This window comes from Methylophaga sulfidovorans, assembly GCF_900114205.1.
Lineage (GTDB): Bacteria > Pseudomonadota > Gammaproteobacteria > Nitrosococcales > Methylophagaceae > Methylophaga > Methylophaga sulfidovorans.
This window is the reverse complement of sequence record NZ_FOSH01000017.1, coordinates 18559-37818: the sequence shown is the minus strand read 5'-3', so window position 1 is coordinate 37818 and position 19260 is coordinate 18559. Positions and strand designations below refer to the sequence as shown.

The 19260-nt window shown below is 44.7% G+C and carries 19 protein-coding genes; 4 read left to right on the top strand and 15 right to left on the bottom strand.

Features of this window, described 5'->3' with window-relative positions; genetic code table 11:
* Complete coding sequence (gene efp / locus BM232_RS12745) at nt 1-570, bottom strand: elongation factor P (RefSeq protein WP_091715374.1); 570 nt, start codon at nt 568-570, stop codon at nt 1-3.
* 51 nt (nt 571-621) lie between these two features.
* Here efp and epmB point away from each other — a divergent pair, with 51 nt between their 5' ends.
* A complete protein-coding gene (epmB, locus tag BM232_RS12740; protein ID WP_091715371.1) occupies nt 622-1629 on the top strand; it encodes an EF-P beta-lysylation protein EpmB in 1008 nt (335 codons plus the stop codon).
* Here the strand turns inward: epmB and BM232_RS12735 are convergent, their stop codons facing one another.
* The 14 genes from BM232_RS12735 to BM232_RS12670 all read right to left on the bottom strand — a co-directional run bounded on the left by BM232_RS12735 (nt 1630) and on the right by BM232_RS12670 (nt 15636).
* Complete coding sequence (locus tag BM232_RS12735) at nt 1630-2787, bottom strand: citrate synthase (protein WP_091715369.1); 1158 nt, start codon at nt 2785-2787, stop codon at nt 1630-1632.
* A 110-nt stretch (nt 2788-2897) separates the two neighbouring features.
* Nucleotides 2898-4163, bottom strand: coding sequence for an NAD(P)/FAD-dependent oxidoreductase (locus BM232_RS12730; protein WP_091715365.1), 1266 nt, complete (start codon nt 4161-4163; stop codon nt 2898-2900).
* Between the two features lie 324 nt (nt 4164-4487).
* Nucleotides 4488-5444, bottom strand: a complete 957-nt coding sequence (gene lipA / locus BM232_RS12725; protein ID WP_091715363.1) for a lipoyl synthase — start codon at nt 5442-5444, stop codon at nt 4488-4490.
* Nucleotides 5441-6055 (bottom strand): lipoyl(octanoyl) transferase LipB, encoded by a 615-nt coding sequence (gene lipB / locus BM232_RS12720; protein ID WP_091715361.1) that lies wholly within the window; start codon nt 6053-6055, stop codon nt 5441-5443. Before lipB ends, lipA begins: the two co-directional genes overlap by 4 nt.
* A gap of 5 nt (nt 6056-6060) precedes the next feature.
* On the bottom strand, nt 6061-6336 hold the full coding sequence (locus tag BM232_RS12715; RefSeq protein ID WP_091715358.1) for an HP0495 family protein: 276 nt from the start codon (nt 6334-6336) through the stop codon (nt 6061-6063).
* Nucleotides 6333-7181 (bottom strand): D-amino-acid transaminase, encoded by an 849-nt coding sequence (dat, locus tag BM232_RS12710; RefSeq protein ID WP_091715356.1) that lies wholly within the window; start codon nt 7179-7181, stop codon nt 6333-6335. The genes BM232_RS12715 and dat overlap by 4 nt, the downstream gene beginning before the upstream one ends.
* A 5-nt stretch (nt 7182-7186) precedes the next feature.
* Complete coding sequence (locus BM232_RS12705) at nt 7187-8335, bottom strand: D-alanyl-D-alanine carboxypeptidase family protein (protein WP_091715353.1); 1149 nt, start codon at nt 8333-8335, stop codon at nt 7187-7189.
* 23 nt (nt 8336-8358) lie between these two features.
* Complete coding sequence (locus BM232_RS12700) at nt 8359-9189, bottom strand: septal ring lytic transglycosylase RlpA family protein (RefSeq protein ID WP_091715351.1); 831 nt, start codon at nt 9187-9189, stop codon at nt 8359-8361.
* Nucleotides 9186-10163 (bottom strand): lytic murein transglycosylase B, encoded by a 978-nt coding sequence (gene mltB / locus BM232_RS12695; protein WP_091715349.1) that lies wholly within the window; start codon nt 10161-10163, stop codon nt 9186-9188. Before mltB ends, BM232_RS12700 begins: the two co-directional genes overlap by 4 nt.
* Complete coding sequence (rodA, locus tag BM232_RS12690; protein WP_091715346.1) at nt 10160-11290, bottom strand: rod shape-determining protein RodA; 1131 nt, start codon at nt 11288-11290, stop codon at nt 10160-10162. Before rodA ends, mltB begins: the two co-directional genes overlap by 4 nt.
* The gene (mrdA, locus tag BM232_RS12685) at nt 11283-13136 is read right to left on the bottom strand and encodes a penicillin-binding protein 2 (RefSeq protein ID WP_091715343.1); all 1854 of its coding nucleotides are present in this window, start codon (nt 13134-13136) and stop codon (nt 11283-11285) included. The genes rodA and mrdA overlap by 8 nt, the downstream gene beginning before the upstream one ends.
* Before the next feature lie 7 nt (nt 13137-13143).
* Complete coding sequence (gene mreD, locus BM232_RS12680; protein ID WP_091715341.1) at nt 13144-13623, bottom strand: rod shape-determining protein MreD; 480 nt, start codon at nt 13621-13623, stop codon at nt 13144-13146.
* Nucleotides 13607-14509, bottom strand: a complete 903-nt coding sequence (mreC, locus tag BM232_RS12675) for a rod shape-determining protein MreC (RefSeq protein ID WP_281248304.1) — start codon at nt 14507-14509, stop codon at nt 13607-13609. Before mreC ends, mreD begins: the two co-directional genes overlap by 17 nt.
* Nucleotides 14510-14589: 80 nt before the next feature.
* Complete coding sequence (locus BM232_RS12670) at nt 14590-15636, bottom strand: rod shape-determining protein (protein ID WP_091715336.1); 1047 nt, start codon at nt 15634-15636, stop codon at nt 14590-14592.
* 121 nt (nt 15637-15757) lie between these two features.
* On the opposite strand from BM232_RS12670, the gene gatC reads away from it, so the two are divergent.
* The 3 genes from gatC (at nt 15758) to BM232_RS12655 (ending at nt 19254) form a co-directional block, all read left to right on the top strand.
* The gene (gene gatC / locus BM232_RS12665) at nt 15758-16045 is read left to right on the top strand and encodes an Asp-tRNA(Asn)/Glu-tRNA(Gln) amidotransferase subunit GatC (RefSeq protein ID WP_091715333.1); all 288 of its coding nucleotides are present in this window, start codon (nt 15758-15760) and stop codon (nt 16043-16045) included.
* Between the two features lie 18 nt (nt 16046-16063).
* The gene (gene gatA / locus BM232_RS12660; RefSeq protein WP_091715330.1) at nt 16064-17518 is read left to right on the top strand and encodes an Asp-tRNA(Asn)/Glu-tRNA(Gln) amidotransferase subunit GatA; all 1455 of its coding nucleotides are present in this window, start codon (nt 16064-16066) and stop codon (nt 17516-17518) included.
* Between the two features lie 104 nt (nt 17519-17622).
* Entirely contained in the window at nt 17623-19254 is a 1632-nt protein-coding gene (locus BM232_RS12655; RefSeq protein WP_091715327.1) for an acetolactate synthase large subunit, read from the top strand.
* The last annotated feature ends 6 nt before the right edge of the window (nt 19255-19260 follow it).

Genomic DNA, 19260 nt, shown 5'->3' with positions numbered 1-19260 from the left:
TTAGTCTTTTGCGCGTTCAACATAGGATGAAGAGCGAGTATCGACTCTGAGGACTTCACCAATTTCAATAAACAGAGGAACACGAACAACCGCACCTGTTTCCAGTGTCGCTGGTTTACCACCGCCACCTGAAGTATCACCACGAACACCCGGATCGGTTTCAACAACAGCCAGATTAACGAAGTTAGGTGGTGTCACCAACAACGGTGTGCCATTCCATAATGTCACGGTGTAGACATATTGCTCTTTCAACCAGTCTTTACTTTCACTGATAGCATTTGCGTCGGCACCATATTGTTCAAATGAAGTTGGATCCATGAAATACCAAAACTCACCATCAGTGTAGGAGTATTCCAGGTCGGTTTCGATAACGTCAGCGCTTTCAACGGTATCACCAGATTTAAACGTCCGCTCATTCACTCGGCCAGTTTTCAAGTTACGGAACTTAACACGATTAAATGCTTGGCCTTTACCTGGTTTTACAAACTCGTTTTCGATGATGCTGCATGGATCACCATCAAGCATAAACTTCAGGCCGGATTTGAATTCATTTGTACTATAACTTGCCATCTTAACCTCTTTTAGGGGACGATCTTCGCTTGCTTCAAAATAAAAGCCACTATGATACCGCAAACCACCACCGTAAAGACAAAACAAAACTGGCAGCACTCACTCGCCAACGCAGTCAATGATGCTGAGCAATTATTAGCGCTATTAGGGCTTAGCGGACAACTATCAGCGATTGATAAAGACAAAATACGTCAGTTTCCTGTGCGCGTTCCGCTCAGCTATATTAAAAAGATGCGCTACGGTGATGTAAGCGATCCCCTACTTCGTCAGGTCTTTCCTTTGATTGATGAAGGTTTTCAAGTCGAGGGGTTTCATAGTGATCCAGTAGGTGATCATTTGGCCGTTAAGTCGCCCGGCATTTTGCAAAAATATCAGGGACGGGCTTTATTACTGATGACAGGTGCCTGTGCTATTCATTGCCGATATTGTTTTCGTCGTCACTTTCCTTATTCAGAAAGTAATCCACTTGCCGGTCAATGGCAGCAATCGTTGGATGTATTAAAAGCCGATGCATCCATTACTGAAGTTATCCTCAGTGGCGGCGATCCATTGTCTCTAAGTGATGAAAAGCTGAATACTGCGATAAGTGATCTAAATAAGATATCCCATTTAAAACGACTACGAATTCATACCCGACTGCCAGTGGTATTGCCAGAACGTATCACCGGCTCACTATTGGCCTGTCTGCAAAATACCCATCTGAAAGTGGTGATGGTGATTCATGCTAATCACGCCAATGAAATTGATGAAGAAGCTGCACAGGTGCTGAATGACTTAAGGCAAACTGGCGTGCAATTACTCAATCAAACGGTCTTATTAAAAGGTATCAACGATAGTGTAGACGCATTGGCCACATTGAGTGAACGCTTAAATGAAGTCGATGTGCAGCCTTATTACCTGCATTTACTGGATAAGGTGGCAGGTGCTCATCATTTTGATGTGGAAGAAAAAACGGCTGTGAATTTGATTGAGGAGTTGAGAAATCAATTACCTGGCTACCTTGTGCCCCGTCTGGTACGTGAGCAACAAGGTGAAGCCAGTAAAACGGTAATTAGTTAATTACCGTTCTTCGATAGGTGTGTAGTCACGCATATCACTACCGACATAGATTTGTGTCGGTCTATAAATGCGGTTATCAGAAATTTGCTCACGCCAATGCGCTAACCAACCTGCTGAACGCGCTACAGCAAATAAAGCGGTAAATTCATCTTCCGGAATACCCATTTCGCTATAGAGAATGCCTGAATAGAAATCAACATTCGGGTAAACACCTTTATGTCCCAAACGATCAGCACACACTTCTTCCAGTTTTAAGGCAGTATCGAACATATCATCAAGATGACCACCACGCTCTGCGACTAACTGTTCAACCAGTTTATGCAGAATCGTCGCCCGCGGATCTTTGACCTTATACTCACGGTGACCCATCCCCCAGATCACTTCTTTATTCTTCAGCTTCTCATCAACCCAACTTTCGACATTCTTCGGTGAGCCGATTTCTTGCAGCATGCCAACAACACGTTGATTAGCGCCGCCATGTAACGGGCCTGACAAGGTACCGATGGCAGCTGAAATAACGCTGTAAGGTGTGGCTAATGTGGAGCCTGCAACGAGTGCAGCAAAGGTAGAAGCGTTTAAGGTATGTTCTGCATGCAGAATCAAACACACATCCATAATTTTTGCCATTAATGGATCCGGTTCTTCACCGTTAAACATGTATAACAGGTTTTCTGCAACTGACAGATCGTGTTTTGGATTGACTGGGTCCCAGCCATTACGAATGTGTTCCCACATCGCGACCAAGGGTGCCATTTGCGCGATGATATTCACCGTCATATTACGCACGTAATCGAGGTCTTCACAGCTATTGGCATCTGTCAGACATTCCGTTCCCGGATAGAACATCCCCAGACTGGATACCGCTGTTTGTAGCATATCCATAGGATGGCCGGTATGGGGGAAATGTCGCATCATCTGACGGATATGATATTTGATGCGGTAATTGTCTTTTAACTGTTGGGAAAAATCGTTTAATGCTTTCTTAGTTGGTAATTCACCATCTAATAAAAGCAAGGTGGTCTCTTCAAATGTACTGTTTTCAGCAAGAGTTTCGAGGGGATAACCTCGATAACTCAGTATGCCTTTTTCACCATCAATAAATGAAATGGCTGACTTTGTTGCGGGTACACCTTCCAGGCCTGGTAAAAAATCACTCATCTACAACCTCATAATTATCTTGATGGTGGAGATTATCGGAAAAGCTGGCATTATACTGCATTGCAGATACAGCAGCATCACCGATGTTGTTAACTACTGATTTTATGGGGTTATCTGAGAATATCTGACCAGATATTATGTGCCCACGCATCGGCAAACTCGCCTTCTAACAACGTAGGTACTGCTGTTATTCCCCCACCTGGCATCACCGCCATTTTCTCCGTCTTTGGATCATATCTGAATACAGCCGCGACATGGCCTGCTTTTTCTCCGTCTGTAAAACTATAACAGGTATTGCCAAATACCGGTTCAGGTTCGACTTCCTGCTCATGTAATAATGCGATAACCGCCGCAGCACAGACTTTTGCCTGCACATTCGCAATATGACCCGATTTAGGTAAGGTCGATGCCACTGCATCACCTATGACGTGAACATCCTTAACTGCGGTTGACTCATAAGTTCTGAAATCGACTTCACACCAGCGTTTATCCACATTAATCACACCGGCCAGTTCAGCGACCTTACCGGCTCGCTGTGGCGGTATAACATTCAATACATCGGCCTGAACACTATCAAATACACTCTCGATGGTTAGGGTATCAACATCAATATTTTCCACACCATTACTAGGTTGATACTCAATAATATCAGCATACAGATCATCCCAAACACCTTTAAACAAGGCTTTCTTAGAGACAATATCACCATTGGCATCAAGGATAATTAATTTGGCTGTGGGATTATGTTGTTTTAAAAATAAAGCGATTTGGCAAGCGCGTTCATAAGGGCCGGGGGGACAACGAAACGGCGCTTGTGGAATAGTCATCACCACTTTGCCACCTTTAGGCATGGCTTTTAACTGCTCATGCAACAACTGTGTTTGCGGCCCGGCTTTCCAGGCATGAGGAATTTTAGTCTCAACAATCTCCGGCGTGAGCATGCTTAACTGGTCATAAATAAAATCAACACCAGGGGCAACGATAAGGCGGTCATACTGAACCACTGTGCCATCATCAAGACGCACATTTTTATTATCAACATCCACCGCATTTACCGTGGCCTGAATCATCTTTACACCGTAGTGAGAACTCAGGGCATGATAATCAAAGGTCAATTGCTGTAGGGTTCGGTGACCACTTAATACGAGATTACTTTGTGGGCAGGAAACAAAAGCCGTTTTTTTCTCAATCAGAATCACTTCAAGGTCCGGCGACCACATGCGTATATATTTGGCAGTAGTGGCGCCAGCAAAGCCACCACCAATAATCACAACACGTCTCTGTTGTTTGTTTTTTGCCGTAGCTATCCCAGAGAAAATAGCCAATGAACTTGCAAGCACAGTTGTTTTAATAAATGCCCTACGCTTTTCTTGCATGACCTCTCCTTACTTTATGTCTTACCAGAGAAGTCAGATACAATCGATAACGCGAATTTACCTTACCAAACTGGCATCAAACCTAACACTAATAAGCGCTGATACTTTAATGACAATCATTCTTCAGAAAAAGTCATAATCTCATATAAAAGACAATCATAGAAATCTTAATAAAGGACAATAAAATCCTTTCATTCCAATACGCCACATCATCCAGTGCAGGCCAGCATCCAGCCGAAGCATTAAACTTCAGCTAAGGTTTTGATATCAAAAACCACGGTATACAGCTCTTCTTAACAGTCTATAAACACATCAACTCAATGATTAAGAGACATGCTCACCCTGTGCCTGTAAATCAGCATGATAAGAAGAACGCACCATTGGACCACTGGCGACATGCTCAAAGCCCATTTGTTTGCCTGCCACAGCTAGTTCATCAAATTCGGCTGGCGTGATAAACCGTTCAACCGGTAAATGATGCATGCTCGGTTGCAGGTATTGCCCTAAAGTGAGCATACGACAACCATGATCACGTAAATCCTGCATCACTTGTTTGACTTCATCTATGGTTTCACCCAAGCCCAGCATCAAACCAGATTTAGTCGGTACATCAGGATGTATCTCCTGAAAACGTTTGATTAAATCCAGTGACCACTGGTAGTCAGAGCCAGGTCTGACCGCTTTATATAAACGTGGAATACTTTCCAGATTATGATTAAAAATGTCGGGCGGGCTTTGCTTGAGAATATCCAGCGCCACATGCATCCGACCACGAAAATCTGGCACCAGTACTTCAATATTAGTTTGTGGTGACTGCTGACGAATTTCATCAATACAACGGACAAAATGTGCCGCTCCACCATCACGCAAATCATCACGATCAACAGAGGTGACGACAACGTGCTTTAGTTGCATGGCAGCAATAGTTTTGGCCAGATGCGCTGGCTCATTCTCATCAAGCGGATAAGGACGACCATGAGCCACATCACAAAACGGGCAGCGACGGGTACAGATATTCCCCATAATCAGAAAAGTCGCCGTACCATGAGAAAAACATTCGCCTAAATTAGGACAAGCAGCTTCTTCGCATACCGTGTGTAGCTTATGTTCGCGAAGCATATCTTTAATATGTTTCACTTTTGGATCGGCATGTGATTTTGCCCGAATCCATTCTGGTTTACGCTTTGGCTTGCTTGGCTCAATTTTTATCGGAATACGGGAAACCTTTGATTCGCCCTTAAGAGCGCGAACGTCTCGTCTTCCGTCTACTGTTTCAGTCATGCATTATTTCCTAATTGTGTCAGTTGCTGAAAAGCGGACACAAATTGTTGTTTCGCTTCTGTCATTGTTATATCAATGCCCAGCGATCTCATATCAATTACTTCCATGCCGGCATAGCCGCATGGATTAATGTAGCTAAATGGTGTTAAGTCCATATCAATATTCAAACTGACGCCGTGATAACAGGAGCCACGTTTGACACGTAAACCCAGTGATGCAATTTTGCGTTCGTTGACATAAACACCAGGAGCATCTTGTCTGGCATAGGCATCAACACCATATTGCGAGAGCATATTCACCACAGTCTGCTCAATATAAGTGACCATCTGTCTGACGCCAATTCCTGCCCGTCGCAGATCAACCAGCGTATACACCACCAGTTGCCCAGGACCATGATAGGTTACCTGTCCGCCACGATCTGTGGTCACAACAGGAATCGCAGATTCCATCAAAATATGGGTAGGATCACCATTTGCCCCTTGGGTAAAGACTGGATTGTGCTCAAGTAACCATAAGGCGTCTTCTGTGTCAGCCTGTCGCTCGAGCGTGAAGGACTGCATGGCATCCACTGTTGGCACATAGTCAACCAGCCCCAGATCGTTAATCTGCATGAAGGCTAAAGTACGTATTTGATGGCGTCGTGATCACTTAAATCCTGATAGATCGCATCGAGCTGAGGTTTACTTGTTGCTCTTATGGTCACGGTAATCGATGTGAATTTACCACCAGAACTTTGTTTCTGGCTGACCGCTCCTTCAGCAATATCATCAACATGACGTCTGACAATTTCGACCACAATGCTATCAAGTTCTTCACTGGTCTCGCCCATGGCTTTGATAGCAAAGTCACAGGGAAATTCTAATAATGTTTCTTGTTGTTCTTGTTCACTCATTTATTCGCCTCCAACTTATCACGTTGGTAAAGTTCATCTAGTTGCTGCCAGATAGGTCCCGGAATTCCTAGCCCTACAGGCTTATCATCCAGCGTCGTTACCGGCAATAACTCTCGCGTTGAGCTACTAATCCAAATCTCGTCCGCCTGGCTTAGTCTGGCTGCAGTCACCGATTCTTCTTTGTATGGAATATTCGCCTTTGCGGCCAGCTCTAGTACAAAGTCACGGGTGATGCCAGGTAACACCGTATTATCTTTTGCAGCGGTGTAGATAACACCATCAAACACAGCATAACTATTACTGGCAGAACCTTCCGTCATCACACCATCACGAATCAAAATAGCTTCACCAGCACCCTGCTCATGAGCCTGCTGTCTCAGCATGGTGTTTGGTAACAAAGCTATGGCTTTAATATCGCAACGCTGCCAGCGAATATCGTCAACCGTGATCGCTTTAATCCCTTGTTCTTTATATGATTCGGGCACCGAATTAAGCGGGTTGCTCATCATAAATACAGTCGGCTTAACACCTTCCGGGAAGACATGTTCACGCGGCGCTACACCTCGTGTTACCTGCAAATAAACGGCCTGATTATCGCTCTCATTCTGCTCAATCAGCTGGGTGATTAATTGTGTCCAACGCGCTTTATCAAACGGATTGTTTAAATGAATACCATCCAGACTATTTTGTAGTCGGGATAAATGTGCCTGTAAACGAAAAGGTTGACGACCATAGACAGGGATTACTTCATAAACCCCGTCACCGAATAAAAAGCCCCGGTCATAAACGGATACCTTTGCCTGCTCAGCAGGCAAAAAAGTATCGTTTAAGAACACAGTTGCCATGGAGTTTAGCCCCAAATCCACAACATGATTTCATCAATCAGGCGACGCCACCAGCTACCTTGTTCAACATCATTTAAGGCCACTAATGGTTGTTTTGCTACCACTTCATCACCAAGACGAATATCCACTTCGCCCAAAACTGTACCGGCTTTAACGGGTGCAATAACCGGTTGTTGAATATTGGTTGTCGCTTGTAACTGGTCATACTGACCACGTGGCACGGTGACAGATAACGGTTTAGCCAGACCAAGTGATAACTGATCCGTTGCGCCTTTCCATACTTTAGTATCAATAATGCCAGTATTGGTTTTATATAACTGATGTGTTTCAAAGAAACGGAAACCATAGTTCAGTAATTTTTGTGTTTCCTGAGCACGGGCATTTTCACTGCGTGTGCCTAAGACCACAGAAATCAAACGCATATCACCACGTTTCGCTGATGCTGCAAGGCAATAACCGGCTTCTTCTGTGTGACCCGTTTTTAAACCATCAACACTATTATCACGCCATAACAGCTTGTTACGGTTATGCTGAGTAATGCTGTTATAGGTATATTCTTTTTCTGAATACCATTCGTAATGTTCTGGGAAATCACGAATCAAAGCGGCTGATAAAATCGCAATATCATGAGCTGTTGTGTAGTGATCAGGGTCAGGCAAACCCGTGGCATTCATATAGTTGGTGTTGTACATGCCGAGCTGCTGAGCATACTGATTCATCATCTGTGCAAAGGTTTCTTCACTACCGGCAATATGTTCAGCTAAAGCGACAGCCGCATCATTACCTGACTGCACAATCATACCGCGCATTAATGATTCCAGACTGACCTTGGTATTCACCTCCATAAAGCTGCGTGAGCCTTGCATACGCCAGGCTTTTTCACTGATCAGCACTTCATCATCCAGATGAATATTGCCTGCATGCAGTTCATGAGACACCACATACGATGTCATCAGTTTGGTAATACTTGCCGGTGGTAATTTTTCATCTGCATTTTTTTCAGCAAGGATTCGACCACTGTCATAATCCATCAAAATATAGGATTTTGCCGCCACAGTTGGTGGCGTTGGTTGGGGTGTAATGGCGCCAGCAAAAACCTGCGTAAATGCAAATAAGAAGGACAGAAATAAAACAACTTTCGTGTTTTTCAGCATATTAACTCTCTGAATCTAAATGTTTAATCAATAACAATGTGCGAATTGGGAAACCCAAGACTAGTTAATTTCGTTGCAAGGCTATCACCCTGTTCAACGTTACTTATTGGCCCTATACGCACACGATATAAGGTTCCCTGCGAACTACTAAAAGGCGTAATCGTAATTACCCCTGTCACCTCATGCTGTAATTTCCGTTTAATTTGCTCAGCACGACTCAGGCTACTAAAAGCCCCCACTTGCAGAAACATTTCTGCTGAGCTTATCGACTTTACCGAGGCTGTCACCTCAGGTGAAGGCGCTTTGGCTGGCTGTGTGACACTGGCTTTACCCGGTGTTGTCAGCGCACGAATTTCAACCAGTCCCGTTCCCTTTGCGATGATGCCGAGTTTGGTTGCTGCACTATATGATAAATCAATCAGACGGTTTTCGTGAAATGGACCGCGATCATTGACCTTCACAATCACTTTTTTGCCATTTTCAAGATTAGTCACTTCAACATAGGTCGGCAAAGGCAAAGTCTTATGTGCTGCCGTCATTTTGTACATATCGTAAATTTCACCACTCGAGGTTCTGCGTCCGTGAAATTTAGTGCCGTACCACGAGGCGATACCTTTTTCATGGTAGCCCTCAGCACTGCTTAGTGTGTAATAGTTTTTACCTAATACTTTGTACTGACGTGGATTACCATATTTACTTAAGGGTTCGTTTTTAGGAACGGCATCAGTCACATTGCTGAGATCTGGAACACGTGTCGGCGCTTTATCTTGCTCAACAACGCCAACACCACCTCCACAAGAACTTAAAAGACCGATCAGCAATAACAGCCCTGCGCGGTGTAACACCAACCTCATTTTGTATTATCCATTTTTTCTCGAATAGCTTGTGCTAATTGATATACAGCCATGGCATACATTCGGCTGTGATTGTAACGGGTAATCGCATAAAAATTTTGCCGACCTAACCAATATTCTTCGCCGTCCGGTTGCGTTAATCCAATAACGGATAACACATCATCACCTTCTGGCACCTGTGACAGCGAAAAGCCGGCTTGCTCAAGCTGCTGCCGTGTAAATGCGGGCTTAAGATCATTCGCCAACATAGCTTCTGGAAGCGGTTTAGTCGCTTGAGTACGATGCACAATCGACTGACCAGCAACCCAGCCATGTAACTTCAAATAATTGGCAATACTACCGATAGCATCGGTTGGATTGGTCCAGATATCACGATGGCCATCGCCGTCAAAATCAACAGCATAAGCAAGGTAACTGCTTGGCATAAACTGCCCGAGCCCCATGGCACCAGCGTATGAGCCTATAGGCTCAAGCTCTGATATTTTCTCTTCATGTGTCAAAACTAAAAACTTTTCCAACTCACTACGGAAGAACGGGCTGCGTGGTGGATAACGGAAAGCCAAGGTCGATAAGGCATCAATGACTCGATAGCCACCCATATGCTGACCATAACGGGTTTCAACACCTAATATTGCGATAATGATTTCAGCAGGCACACCGTACTGTTGTTGAGCTGCTTCCAAGGCTTCTTTATGTTGCTGCCAAAACTCATAGCCGCCATTAATACGCGAATCAGTAAGAAAGATATTCCGGTACTCGTACCAGGGTTTGCTCTTTTCAGCCGGTCTGGAGATGGCTTTAAGAATGGCATCCTTCACTTCGACCTGGTCAAAGACATTTTCTAACTCAGCACGCTCAAAACCGTGTTTGGTGACCATTTCATCGATAAATTGCTCGACGTCGGGCAATTGGTCATTGGCTTGCAGATTAAGACTGGCAAGCAGCAGCAAAGAACTGAATAGCGTTTTTTTCACGGTGACATCATCCTTCGGTGAGTATGAATAGACATCAGGATACCGAAGCCTGCCAGCAGGGTCACCATTGATGTTCCCCCATAACTGATCAAGGGCAACGGCACCCCTACAACTGGTAACAATCCCGTTACCATCCCAACATTAACGAACACATAGACAAGGAAAGTAATAGAAATACTTCCTGCCAGTAATCTAGCAAAGCTGCTTTGTGCCTGACTGGCAATATACAGCCCTCTGCTAGCAACCAGTAAATAGATAAATAATAAAATGGCGACACCGATCAGACCGAACTCTTCTGAGATAACCGCAAAGATGAAATCGGTGGATCGTTCAGGCAAAAATTCGAGATGTGATTGTGTCCCTTGCAACCAGCCCTGACCAAATAAGCCACCAGAACCAATAGCAATTTTGGACTGGATAATATGGTAGCCAGCACCCAGAGGATCATTTTCCGGATTTAAAAAAGTTAGTACACGACGCCGCTGATAGTCGTGCATGAAATACCACAATACCGGTGCAGCAGAGGCACTTGCCACTAAGAAGCCAATGATAATTTTCCAGCTTATGCCGGCTAAAAACAGTACAATCAATCCTGAACTGGCAATCAGAATCGCCGTGCCCAGATCCGGTTGTTTAGCGATTAAAAACGACGGTAAACCTATCAATATCAAACCGCATAAAATCCGCCATGCTGATGGTGGCAGAGGACGTTCAGCAATATAAGTTGCAATTAAGATAGGTACGGCTAACTTGATGATTTCTGAAGGCTGGAAACGAAAGAAACCCAGATTAAGCCAACGTTGTGCGCCTTTGCCTTCATGACCAAATAACAACACCGCAATCAATAAAATTAAACCAAAGCCATATAACCAATAGGCATTATCCCGCAGCCTATCCGGATCAATTTGAGCAATCGCTATCATCACGGTTAAAGCCATACCCATCCTGACCAGCTGTCGCAGAATGATGCCAAAGTCCTGTCCACCAGCACTAAACAACATCATTAGTCCGGCCCCGAGCAACACCAGCAGGCCAAGCAATAACAAAGGATCGATATGGAAGCGTCTCAGTATCGATGACAATTGCCATTGATGAGATTTCCTTCCGTCACTTAGCAAGCTACTCATCGACTTTAAGTCCAAAATATTGTTGAATTAATTTTCTGGCAATTGGCGCAGCCACTTTACTACCGCTACCACCATTTTCGACGACCACCACCACGGCAAACTCTGGCTTATCTGCTGGAGCAAAAGCGATAAACAAAGCGTGATCGTGCAGCTTTCGCTCTAAAGTTTCAGCATCGTACTCTCCATCCTGAGCGATACCAAATACCTGAGCAGTCCCCGTTTTACCGGCCACTTTGAACGGCATATCTTTTCCGACGGATCTGGCTGTGCCTCGCGCGCCATGAATGACTTCAACCATGGCCTGCACCACATCTTCCCAGTTCTGACTGTTTTGCATCGGCAAGTTGTTCATGATCTCGCTATTTCTGAGATTCATATCTGCTTGCCCGGCAGGACGGGTTGCTCTCACTACCTGTGGTTGCATTGAAATACCACGCATAGCGAGTGTTGCAGTAGCATGAGCCAACTGTACTGGCGTGGTTTGGTTAAAGCCCTGTCCAATACCAGAAATCAAAGTCTCACCTGGGTACCAGGCCTGATTCCGGCTGGCACGTTTCCACTCACTGGAAGGTGATAGGCCTTCACTTTCATTAGGTAAGTCAATACCGCTTCGATGGCCAAAGCCAAAATAGTCTAAGAAGTTATGTAAGCGATCAATACCTAATGTATGTGCCAGATCATAGAAGTAGACATCACAGGATTGTGAAACGGCGTCTTTCATATCCACCATGCCATGACCATAACTCTTCCAGCAACGATAGCGATGGCTGCTGCCCGGCAAGCTATACCAGCCAGGACAATAGGTTTTAGAATGTACATCCACTACGCCAAGCTCTAAGCCTGCAAGTGCAACAAAAGGTTTTAACGTTGAGCCTGGAGGATAGTGACCACGAAGTGCCCTATCAAATAAGGGACGATCAGGAGAGTCTCTTAATTCACTATACTCTTTGCTACTGATGCCTGAAACAAACGAATTTGGATTATAGTCGGGCTTACTGACCAGCGCCAAAACGCCACCATTTCGCGGATCAATTGCCACAACAGAGCCGTTATAGTCGCCCAGAGACTCGGCAGCCACCCGTTGTAAATTAATATCCAGATTCAGAAATAAATCATCACCCGATTGTGATGGGACCGACATGAGTTCACGAACAATCCGCCCCTGCACATTGGTTTCAACTTGCCGATAGCCAACGCTGCCATGCAAGGTATCTTCATATTGCTTCTCAATACCTGTTTTACCTATTTGAGATGTGCCTTTGTAATCTTTCTGATCAATGATTTCCATATCACGTTCATTGATACGACCAACATAACCGACAGCATGTGCAAACAGATTATTTTGTGGATAGTGACGAATCAAACGACCTTCGATGTCAACACCAGGAAAACGATAACGGTTAGCAGAAAACCTGGCGACCTCTTCTTCCGTCAATCGTTGCCGAATAACTACATGATGAAAACGGCGTTGACGCTTGACCCGATCTTTAAAAGCCTCAATATCCTCATCAGACAAGGCTAACAACTTGCTTAGTTCTTTCAGTGTCTCGTCAACATTCGGCACTTTTTCCGGCACCATTTCCAGACTGAATGTAGGAATGTTTTCAGCAAGCAGAACACCGTTACGGTCATAAATCAGCCCACGCTGTGGCGGTAACGGTTCGATATCAACACGATTACGGTTAGATAAATAATCGAAGTGTTCATATTCAAACACTTGCAGATAGACTAGACGAAAGATAACGATGCCAAAAATGATTACCGACAACAGCCCGGAAAATAATAAACGTCCGTTTACCAGGCGGCTTTCACGAAAATGATCTTTAAGAGTGAACTTTGATGCCATATCAAGTTCACGTCACCTGGAATGTGCGACGGATTTTACGTAACACCGCATACATTAATGGCCAGAGAAGTGTACTGGTCAAGACTGGCATCCAGCTCTCCCAGCGTAATGTTGTTCGCGCCACGGCGACATCAATAAATTCGACTAAAAACACAACAGATAGAATGGTTAATGCCTGCTGCCATAAAGGGTACTGGCGTAATTGCAGATGGAAGCGCGCAATAAGATAAATAGCCAATGCGTAGCTGAAAGCCATCACACCCAGCATACCGCCCATAGTGACATCCATAATAAATCCGGTACACCATGCCACACCGATACTGACACGATGAGGTAAAGCCATTGCCCAATATATAAGTGTCATGACTACCCATTCCGGCCGGAAAAAGCGGGCAAAGTCGGGTAATGGCAGCAACATCATCATGATTGAAATGATCAGTGTAATAACGATCACAAACCCGTTACGCGTTTTAATTGTCGTCGCCATGCTCTATCTCCGCTTTTGACGACTCAACATCCGCTTGTTTGGTTGGTACACGCTCTGTTTGAATTTTTTCACCTGGGAGCACCAGCATTACCTCACGACTGGTAGACAACTTCGCAGCAGGTTCGACTTTAATATCGGCAAAAGGTTTGCCTTGAGGAAATTCAACCGATACCACTTTACCTACAGGGTAACCGACTGGAAAACGCCCACCAAGGCCGGATGTCACTAATAAATCACCTTCACGGACATCAGCATTGTGAGGCAAAAAGTCCATCTGTAAATATTCACCTAAGCCACGGCCTGTCACAACGGCTCTCAGACCATTACGATTAATTTGCACCGGTATACTGTGGCTGGGATCGGTTAATAGCACAACTCGACTTGAAACTTCCGATGTTTCAGTGACCTGCCCCATTACCCCTGTGGCGTCTAATACGGGCTGACCAACATAAACACCATAGTTTTCACCTTTGTCGATCACTACCTGTTGCGAGAAGGGATCAAGGTCGATAGTCAGTAACTCCGCAACCTGTACTCTTTCCTGCAAGCGAAATGAAGAGCCTAATAACTCTTTCAATCGCATATTTTCTCGTTCTAAAGACTGGAGTTTCTGTAAGCGAATACTCTGCAGCATATTATTCGCTTCCATAGCGGTGATTTTTTCACGTAGTTGTTTACGATCCTGAAAAAAGTCATTAACCCAATCAGTTAAATCGGTTGGTAAGGAGGCAGCCGCCTGCATTGGATAAACAGCCGTCGACAAAGCCGAACGCACTGGCTTGAAATAATCCAGGCGCGTATCAAGAAAAAACACCAGAATCGATGCGACAAGAGCCAGCAACATCCGGGTATTTAAAGAAGGTGTATGGGCGAATAAAGGTTTAATAACTCAAAGTCCAAAAACTAAAAGACCTTCGCAAATGAATAACACTTGCAAAGGTCTTACTACTCATTATCTAGTCAAAATTACTCAAAGGTAAATACGTCAGTACCTTTTTCATCAATCATCTCAAGTGCACGACCACCGCCACGAGCAACGCAGGTCAGAGGATCTTCCGCAATAATCGCCGGTAAGCCGGTTTCTTCGATTAGTAAGCGGTCCAAGTCACGTAATAATGCACCACCACCGGTTAATACAATACCGCGTTCAGCGACATCCGCACCAAGTTCAGGTGGTGTTTGTTCCAGCGCCGTTTTAACTGCAGCTACAATGCCAGAGAGTGGATCTTGCAAAGCTTCAAGAATTTCGTTGCTGTTTAATGTAAAGCTTCTTGGCACACCTTCAGCCAGGTTACGTCCACGTACTTCCATTTCACGAACTTCATTACCTGGATAGGCTGAACCAATTTCTTTTTTAATTTTTTCCGCGGTTGATTCACCAATCAGTGTGCCGTAGTTACGACGAACATAATTGACAATCGCTTCATCAAATAAGTCACCACCGATACGAACTGAAGCGGAATAAACAATACCATTTAAGGAAATAACCGCGACTTCTGTCGTACCGCCACCGATGTCTAGTACCATAGAACCACTGGCTTCATCAACTGGCATACCTGCACCAATCGCTGCAGCCATTGGCTCTTCAATCAAAAACACATCGCGGGCACCAGCACCAGCAGCAGATTCGCGGATCGCGCGACGTTCAACTTGGGTAGAACCACATGGCACACAGACTAAAACGCGCGGGCTCGGTTTTAAAAAGCGTCCCTCATGCACTTTACGAATAAAATGCTGCAACATTTTTTCCGTTACGGTGAAATCAGCGATAACACCATCTTTTAATGGTCTGATAGCAGTGATATTGCCTGGCGTTCGTCCCAACATGCGCTTGGCTTCGACACCAACCGCAGCTATAGAGCGAGGGCCACCTGGACCTTTATCCTGACGAATAGCAACAACAGAAGGTTCATCTAAAACGATACCTTTGCCGCGCACATAAATCAGCGTATTCGCTGTTCCAAGATCGATCGACAGATCGTTGGAGAAAATTCCACGTAAACGTTCAAACATTGAAGAAACCACACCTGAAAGGGGTAAAATAGATACTTTAGCAATGCTCTGGGCTGTTGGGCAAGCAACTAATCATTTAAACTTACTGCTTTGTTGAAGCAATTAACCTTTGGAACTGTCGATGAGTTTAGATAAACACGATGTAGAAAAAATCGCGCACCTCGCACGCCTGTCGATACAGGAAGACGATATCCCTCATTATGCACGGGATTTAAATAATATTCTCAATTTAGTTGACCAGTTGAGCGCAGCTGACACTAACGGCATACTTCCTATGGCTCATCCACTCGATGCGCATCAACGTTTGCGCCCTGATACAGTCACGGAAATCAATCATCGTGAAGCTTTCCAGGCTATCGCTCCCAAAACTGAAGCCGGTGTCTATCTGGTTCCTAAAGTTATCGAATAAAGCAACACAGGCAAACACATGCATAACAAATCACTTTCAGAATTATCGGCAGCCCTGCACAACAGTGAAATAAGCAGTGTTGAACTCACTCAGCATTACCTTGATCGCATCAATCAGCATAACGGCACTTTAAATGCCTTTATCACTGTGACCGAAGAGCGAGCATTGGAACAGGCAAAAGTCGCAGATAAGTTATTGGCAGAAAACAAAGCGGGTGTTTTAACGGGTATCCCTCTCGCCCACAAAGACATTTTCTGCACAAAAGGTGTCCGCACCAGTTGCGCATCAAAAATGCTGGATAAATTTATTGCACCGTATGATGCCACTGTCGTCGAAAAGATTGACCAGGCCGGCATGGTCACCTTGGGTAAAACCAATATGGACGAATTTGCTATGGGCTCGTCTAACGAAACCAGTTGGTACGGCCCTGTTAAAAACCCATGGGATACGGATCGTGTGCCAGGTGGTTCATCAGGTGGTTCTGCGGCCGCCATGGCAGCACGTTTAGCACCTGTTGCCACAGGTACAGATACCGGTGGTTCGATTCGCCAACCCTCTTCTCTATGTAATCTGACAGGCTTGAAACCAACTTATGGTCGTGTTTCGCGCTATGGCATGATTGCGTTTGCCTCAAGTCTGGATCAAGCCGGACCAATGGCTAACAGCGCAGAAGATGCTGCCTGGCTGATGAACGTTATGTCAGGTTTTGATGAGAAAGATTCCACCAGCGTTGATCGTGACGTGCCTGATTACACGGCCAACCTGAATGATTCTCTGGAAGGTTTAACTATCGGCCTGCCCAAAGAATATTTTGGTGAAGGTCTTGACCCTCGTGTAGCCGCCACAGTGGAAGCAGCCATTAAAACGTATGAAAAAATGGGCGCCACATTAAAGGAAATCACCTTACCGAATACAGGTTTAGCTGTGCCTACATACTACGTAGTGGCTCCGGCAGAATGTTCGTCTAACTTATCAAGAATGGATGGTGTACGTTTCGGTCACCGTGCTGAAGATCCTAAAGACTTAATGGATCTCTATACACGCTCACGTGGCGAAGGTTTCGGTGAAGAAGTTAAACGCCGCATCATGATTGGTACTTATGCCCTATCGGCTGGTTACTACGATGCTTACTACCTAAAAGCACAGCAATGCCGTCGCCTTATCAGTAATGACTTCCAGGAAGCATTTAAAGAAGTTGATGTCATTATGGGACCGACAGCCACCAATCCTGCTTTCCGTTTTGGTGAAAAAACCGATGATCCAGTTGCGATGTATCTGGAAGATATTTACACCATCAATACCAATCTGGCTGGCTTACCTGGTATGTCTATTCCAGCCGGTTTTGTTGAAGGCTTACCAGTGGGTTTACAGATTATTGGTAACTACTTTGATGAAGCGAGATTATTAAATATCGGTCATCGCTATCAACAAGAAACAGACTGGCATCAACGTATTCCTGATGCATTTAAATAATGACAATCTAAGGGGCTAACAGCCCCTTTTTTGTATACGCCTGAGTATCACTATATCTGTTATTCTTGCAGCTCAAATCAAACAGGGTATAAGGAAATCGCTCGATGAAAGCAGCAGAGCTATTTGTCAAAGCGCTTGAAAATGAAGGCGTTGAATATATTTTTGGCATTCCAGGTGAAGAAAATCTGGATGTAATGGATGCCTTGCTGGATTCACATATCCAGTTTATTACCACACGTCATGAACAAGGCGCCGCTTTTATGGCCGATGTTTATGGTCGTCTTACTGGTAATGCCGGTGTTTGTATTGCCACTTTAGGGCCAGGCGCGACCAATCTTATTACTGGTGTTGCCGACGCTAATATGGATCACGCCCCTTTAATTGCTATTGCAGGGCAAGCGTCGACACATCGTCTCCACAAAGAGTCGCATCAAGTGCTGGATCTGGAAGCGATGTTTCGACCGATTACCAAATACGCCTCACGTATTGTCAGCCCTGAAGTCATTCCAGAAGTGGTTCGTAAGGCATTTAAAGTCGCTCAAACAGAAAAAACCGGAGCCTGCTTTATTGAGTTTCCAGAAAATATTGCGGAAATGGAAATTGATGATGTGCCATTACGTGTCAAAAATGCTTCCGCACCGGAACCTGCTGCAGAAGAAATAGAACGTGCGGCAGAAGTGATTTCTAATGCAAAAAGTCCGATTATTTTGGCCGGAAATGGTGTTATTCGTGCTAATGCCTGCAATGAATTGGCTGAATTTTCTGAAAAATTAGGCATTCCCATTGCCAATACCTTTATGGCAAAAGGTGTGGTGCCCTTCCGTCATCCAATGGCTTTAGGTAGTGTTGGTCTGCAATCGAATGACTATGCCAACTGCGGTTTTGCAAATGCCGATGTGATTATCTGTATTGGTTACGATATTGTGGAATATCACCCTTATTTATGGCATCCATCACGTGACCGCACCATCATCCATATCGATACAACCCATGCTGAGGTGGATGGACATTACAGTATTAGTCTGGCTGTTGTTGGTAATATTCGACATAGCCTTAATCGAGTTGCAGCCCTAACAACACCTCATCAAGGCAAGGCTATGCGTACTCTGCGTGATAGCCTGATCACTGAGATGAATATGCATCGTGATGATCTGGAGTTTCCGGTTAAGCCACAGAAAATCATCTGGGACTTACGTACTGCGATGGATTTACAGGACATCGTGATCTGTGATGTTGGCGCTCACAAAATGTGGATGTCACGGATGTTCCGTTGTGAATATCCCAATACCTGCATCATATCGAATGGCTTTGCCAGTATGGGCATTGCTGTGCCAGGCGCTATTGCCGCTAAATTAGCTAATCCTCAACGCAAAGTTGTTGCGGTAACTGGTGATGCCGGATTTTTGATGAACTCACAAGAAATCGAAACTGCCATGCGACTGCATATTGGTATTGTTATTCTGATATGGAACGACGCCAGTTATGGCCTGATTGAGTGGAAACAACAAAATCAATTTGGTCGAACCAGTCATGTACAATTCACCAATCCGGATTTTGTTCAGTATGCGCAATCTTTTGGCGCTGTCGGTGTCAGAGTTGAGAAGACAGAGCAACTGATGCCGATTCTGAAAGAAGCATTAGAAAGAGATACAGTGACCATCATTGATTGCCCTGTTGATTATCGAGAAAACCTCAAATTAACAGAAGCACTTGGCCAACTAACTTTAACGATTTAACTTCAA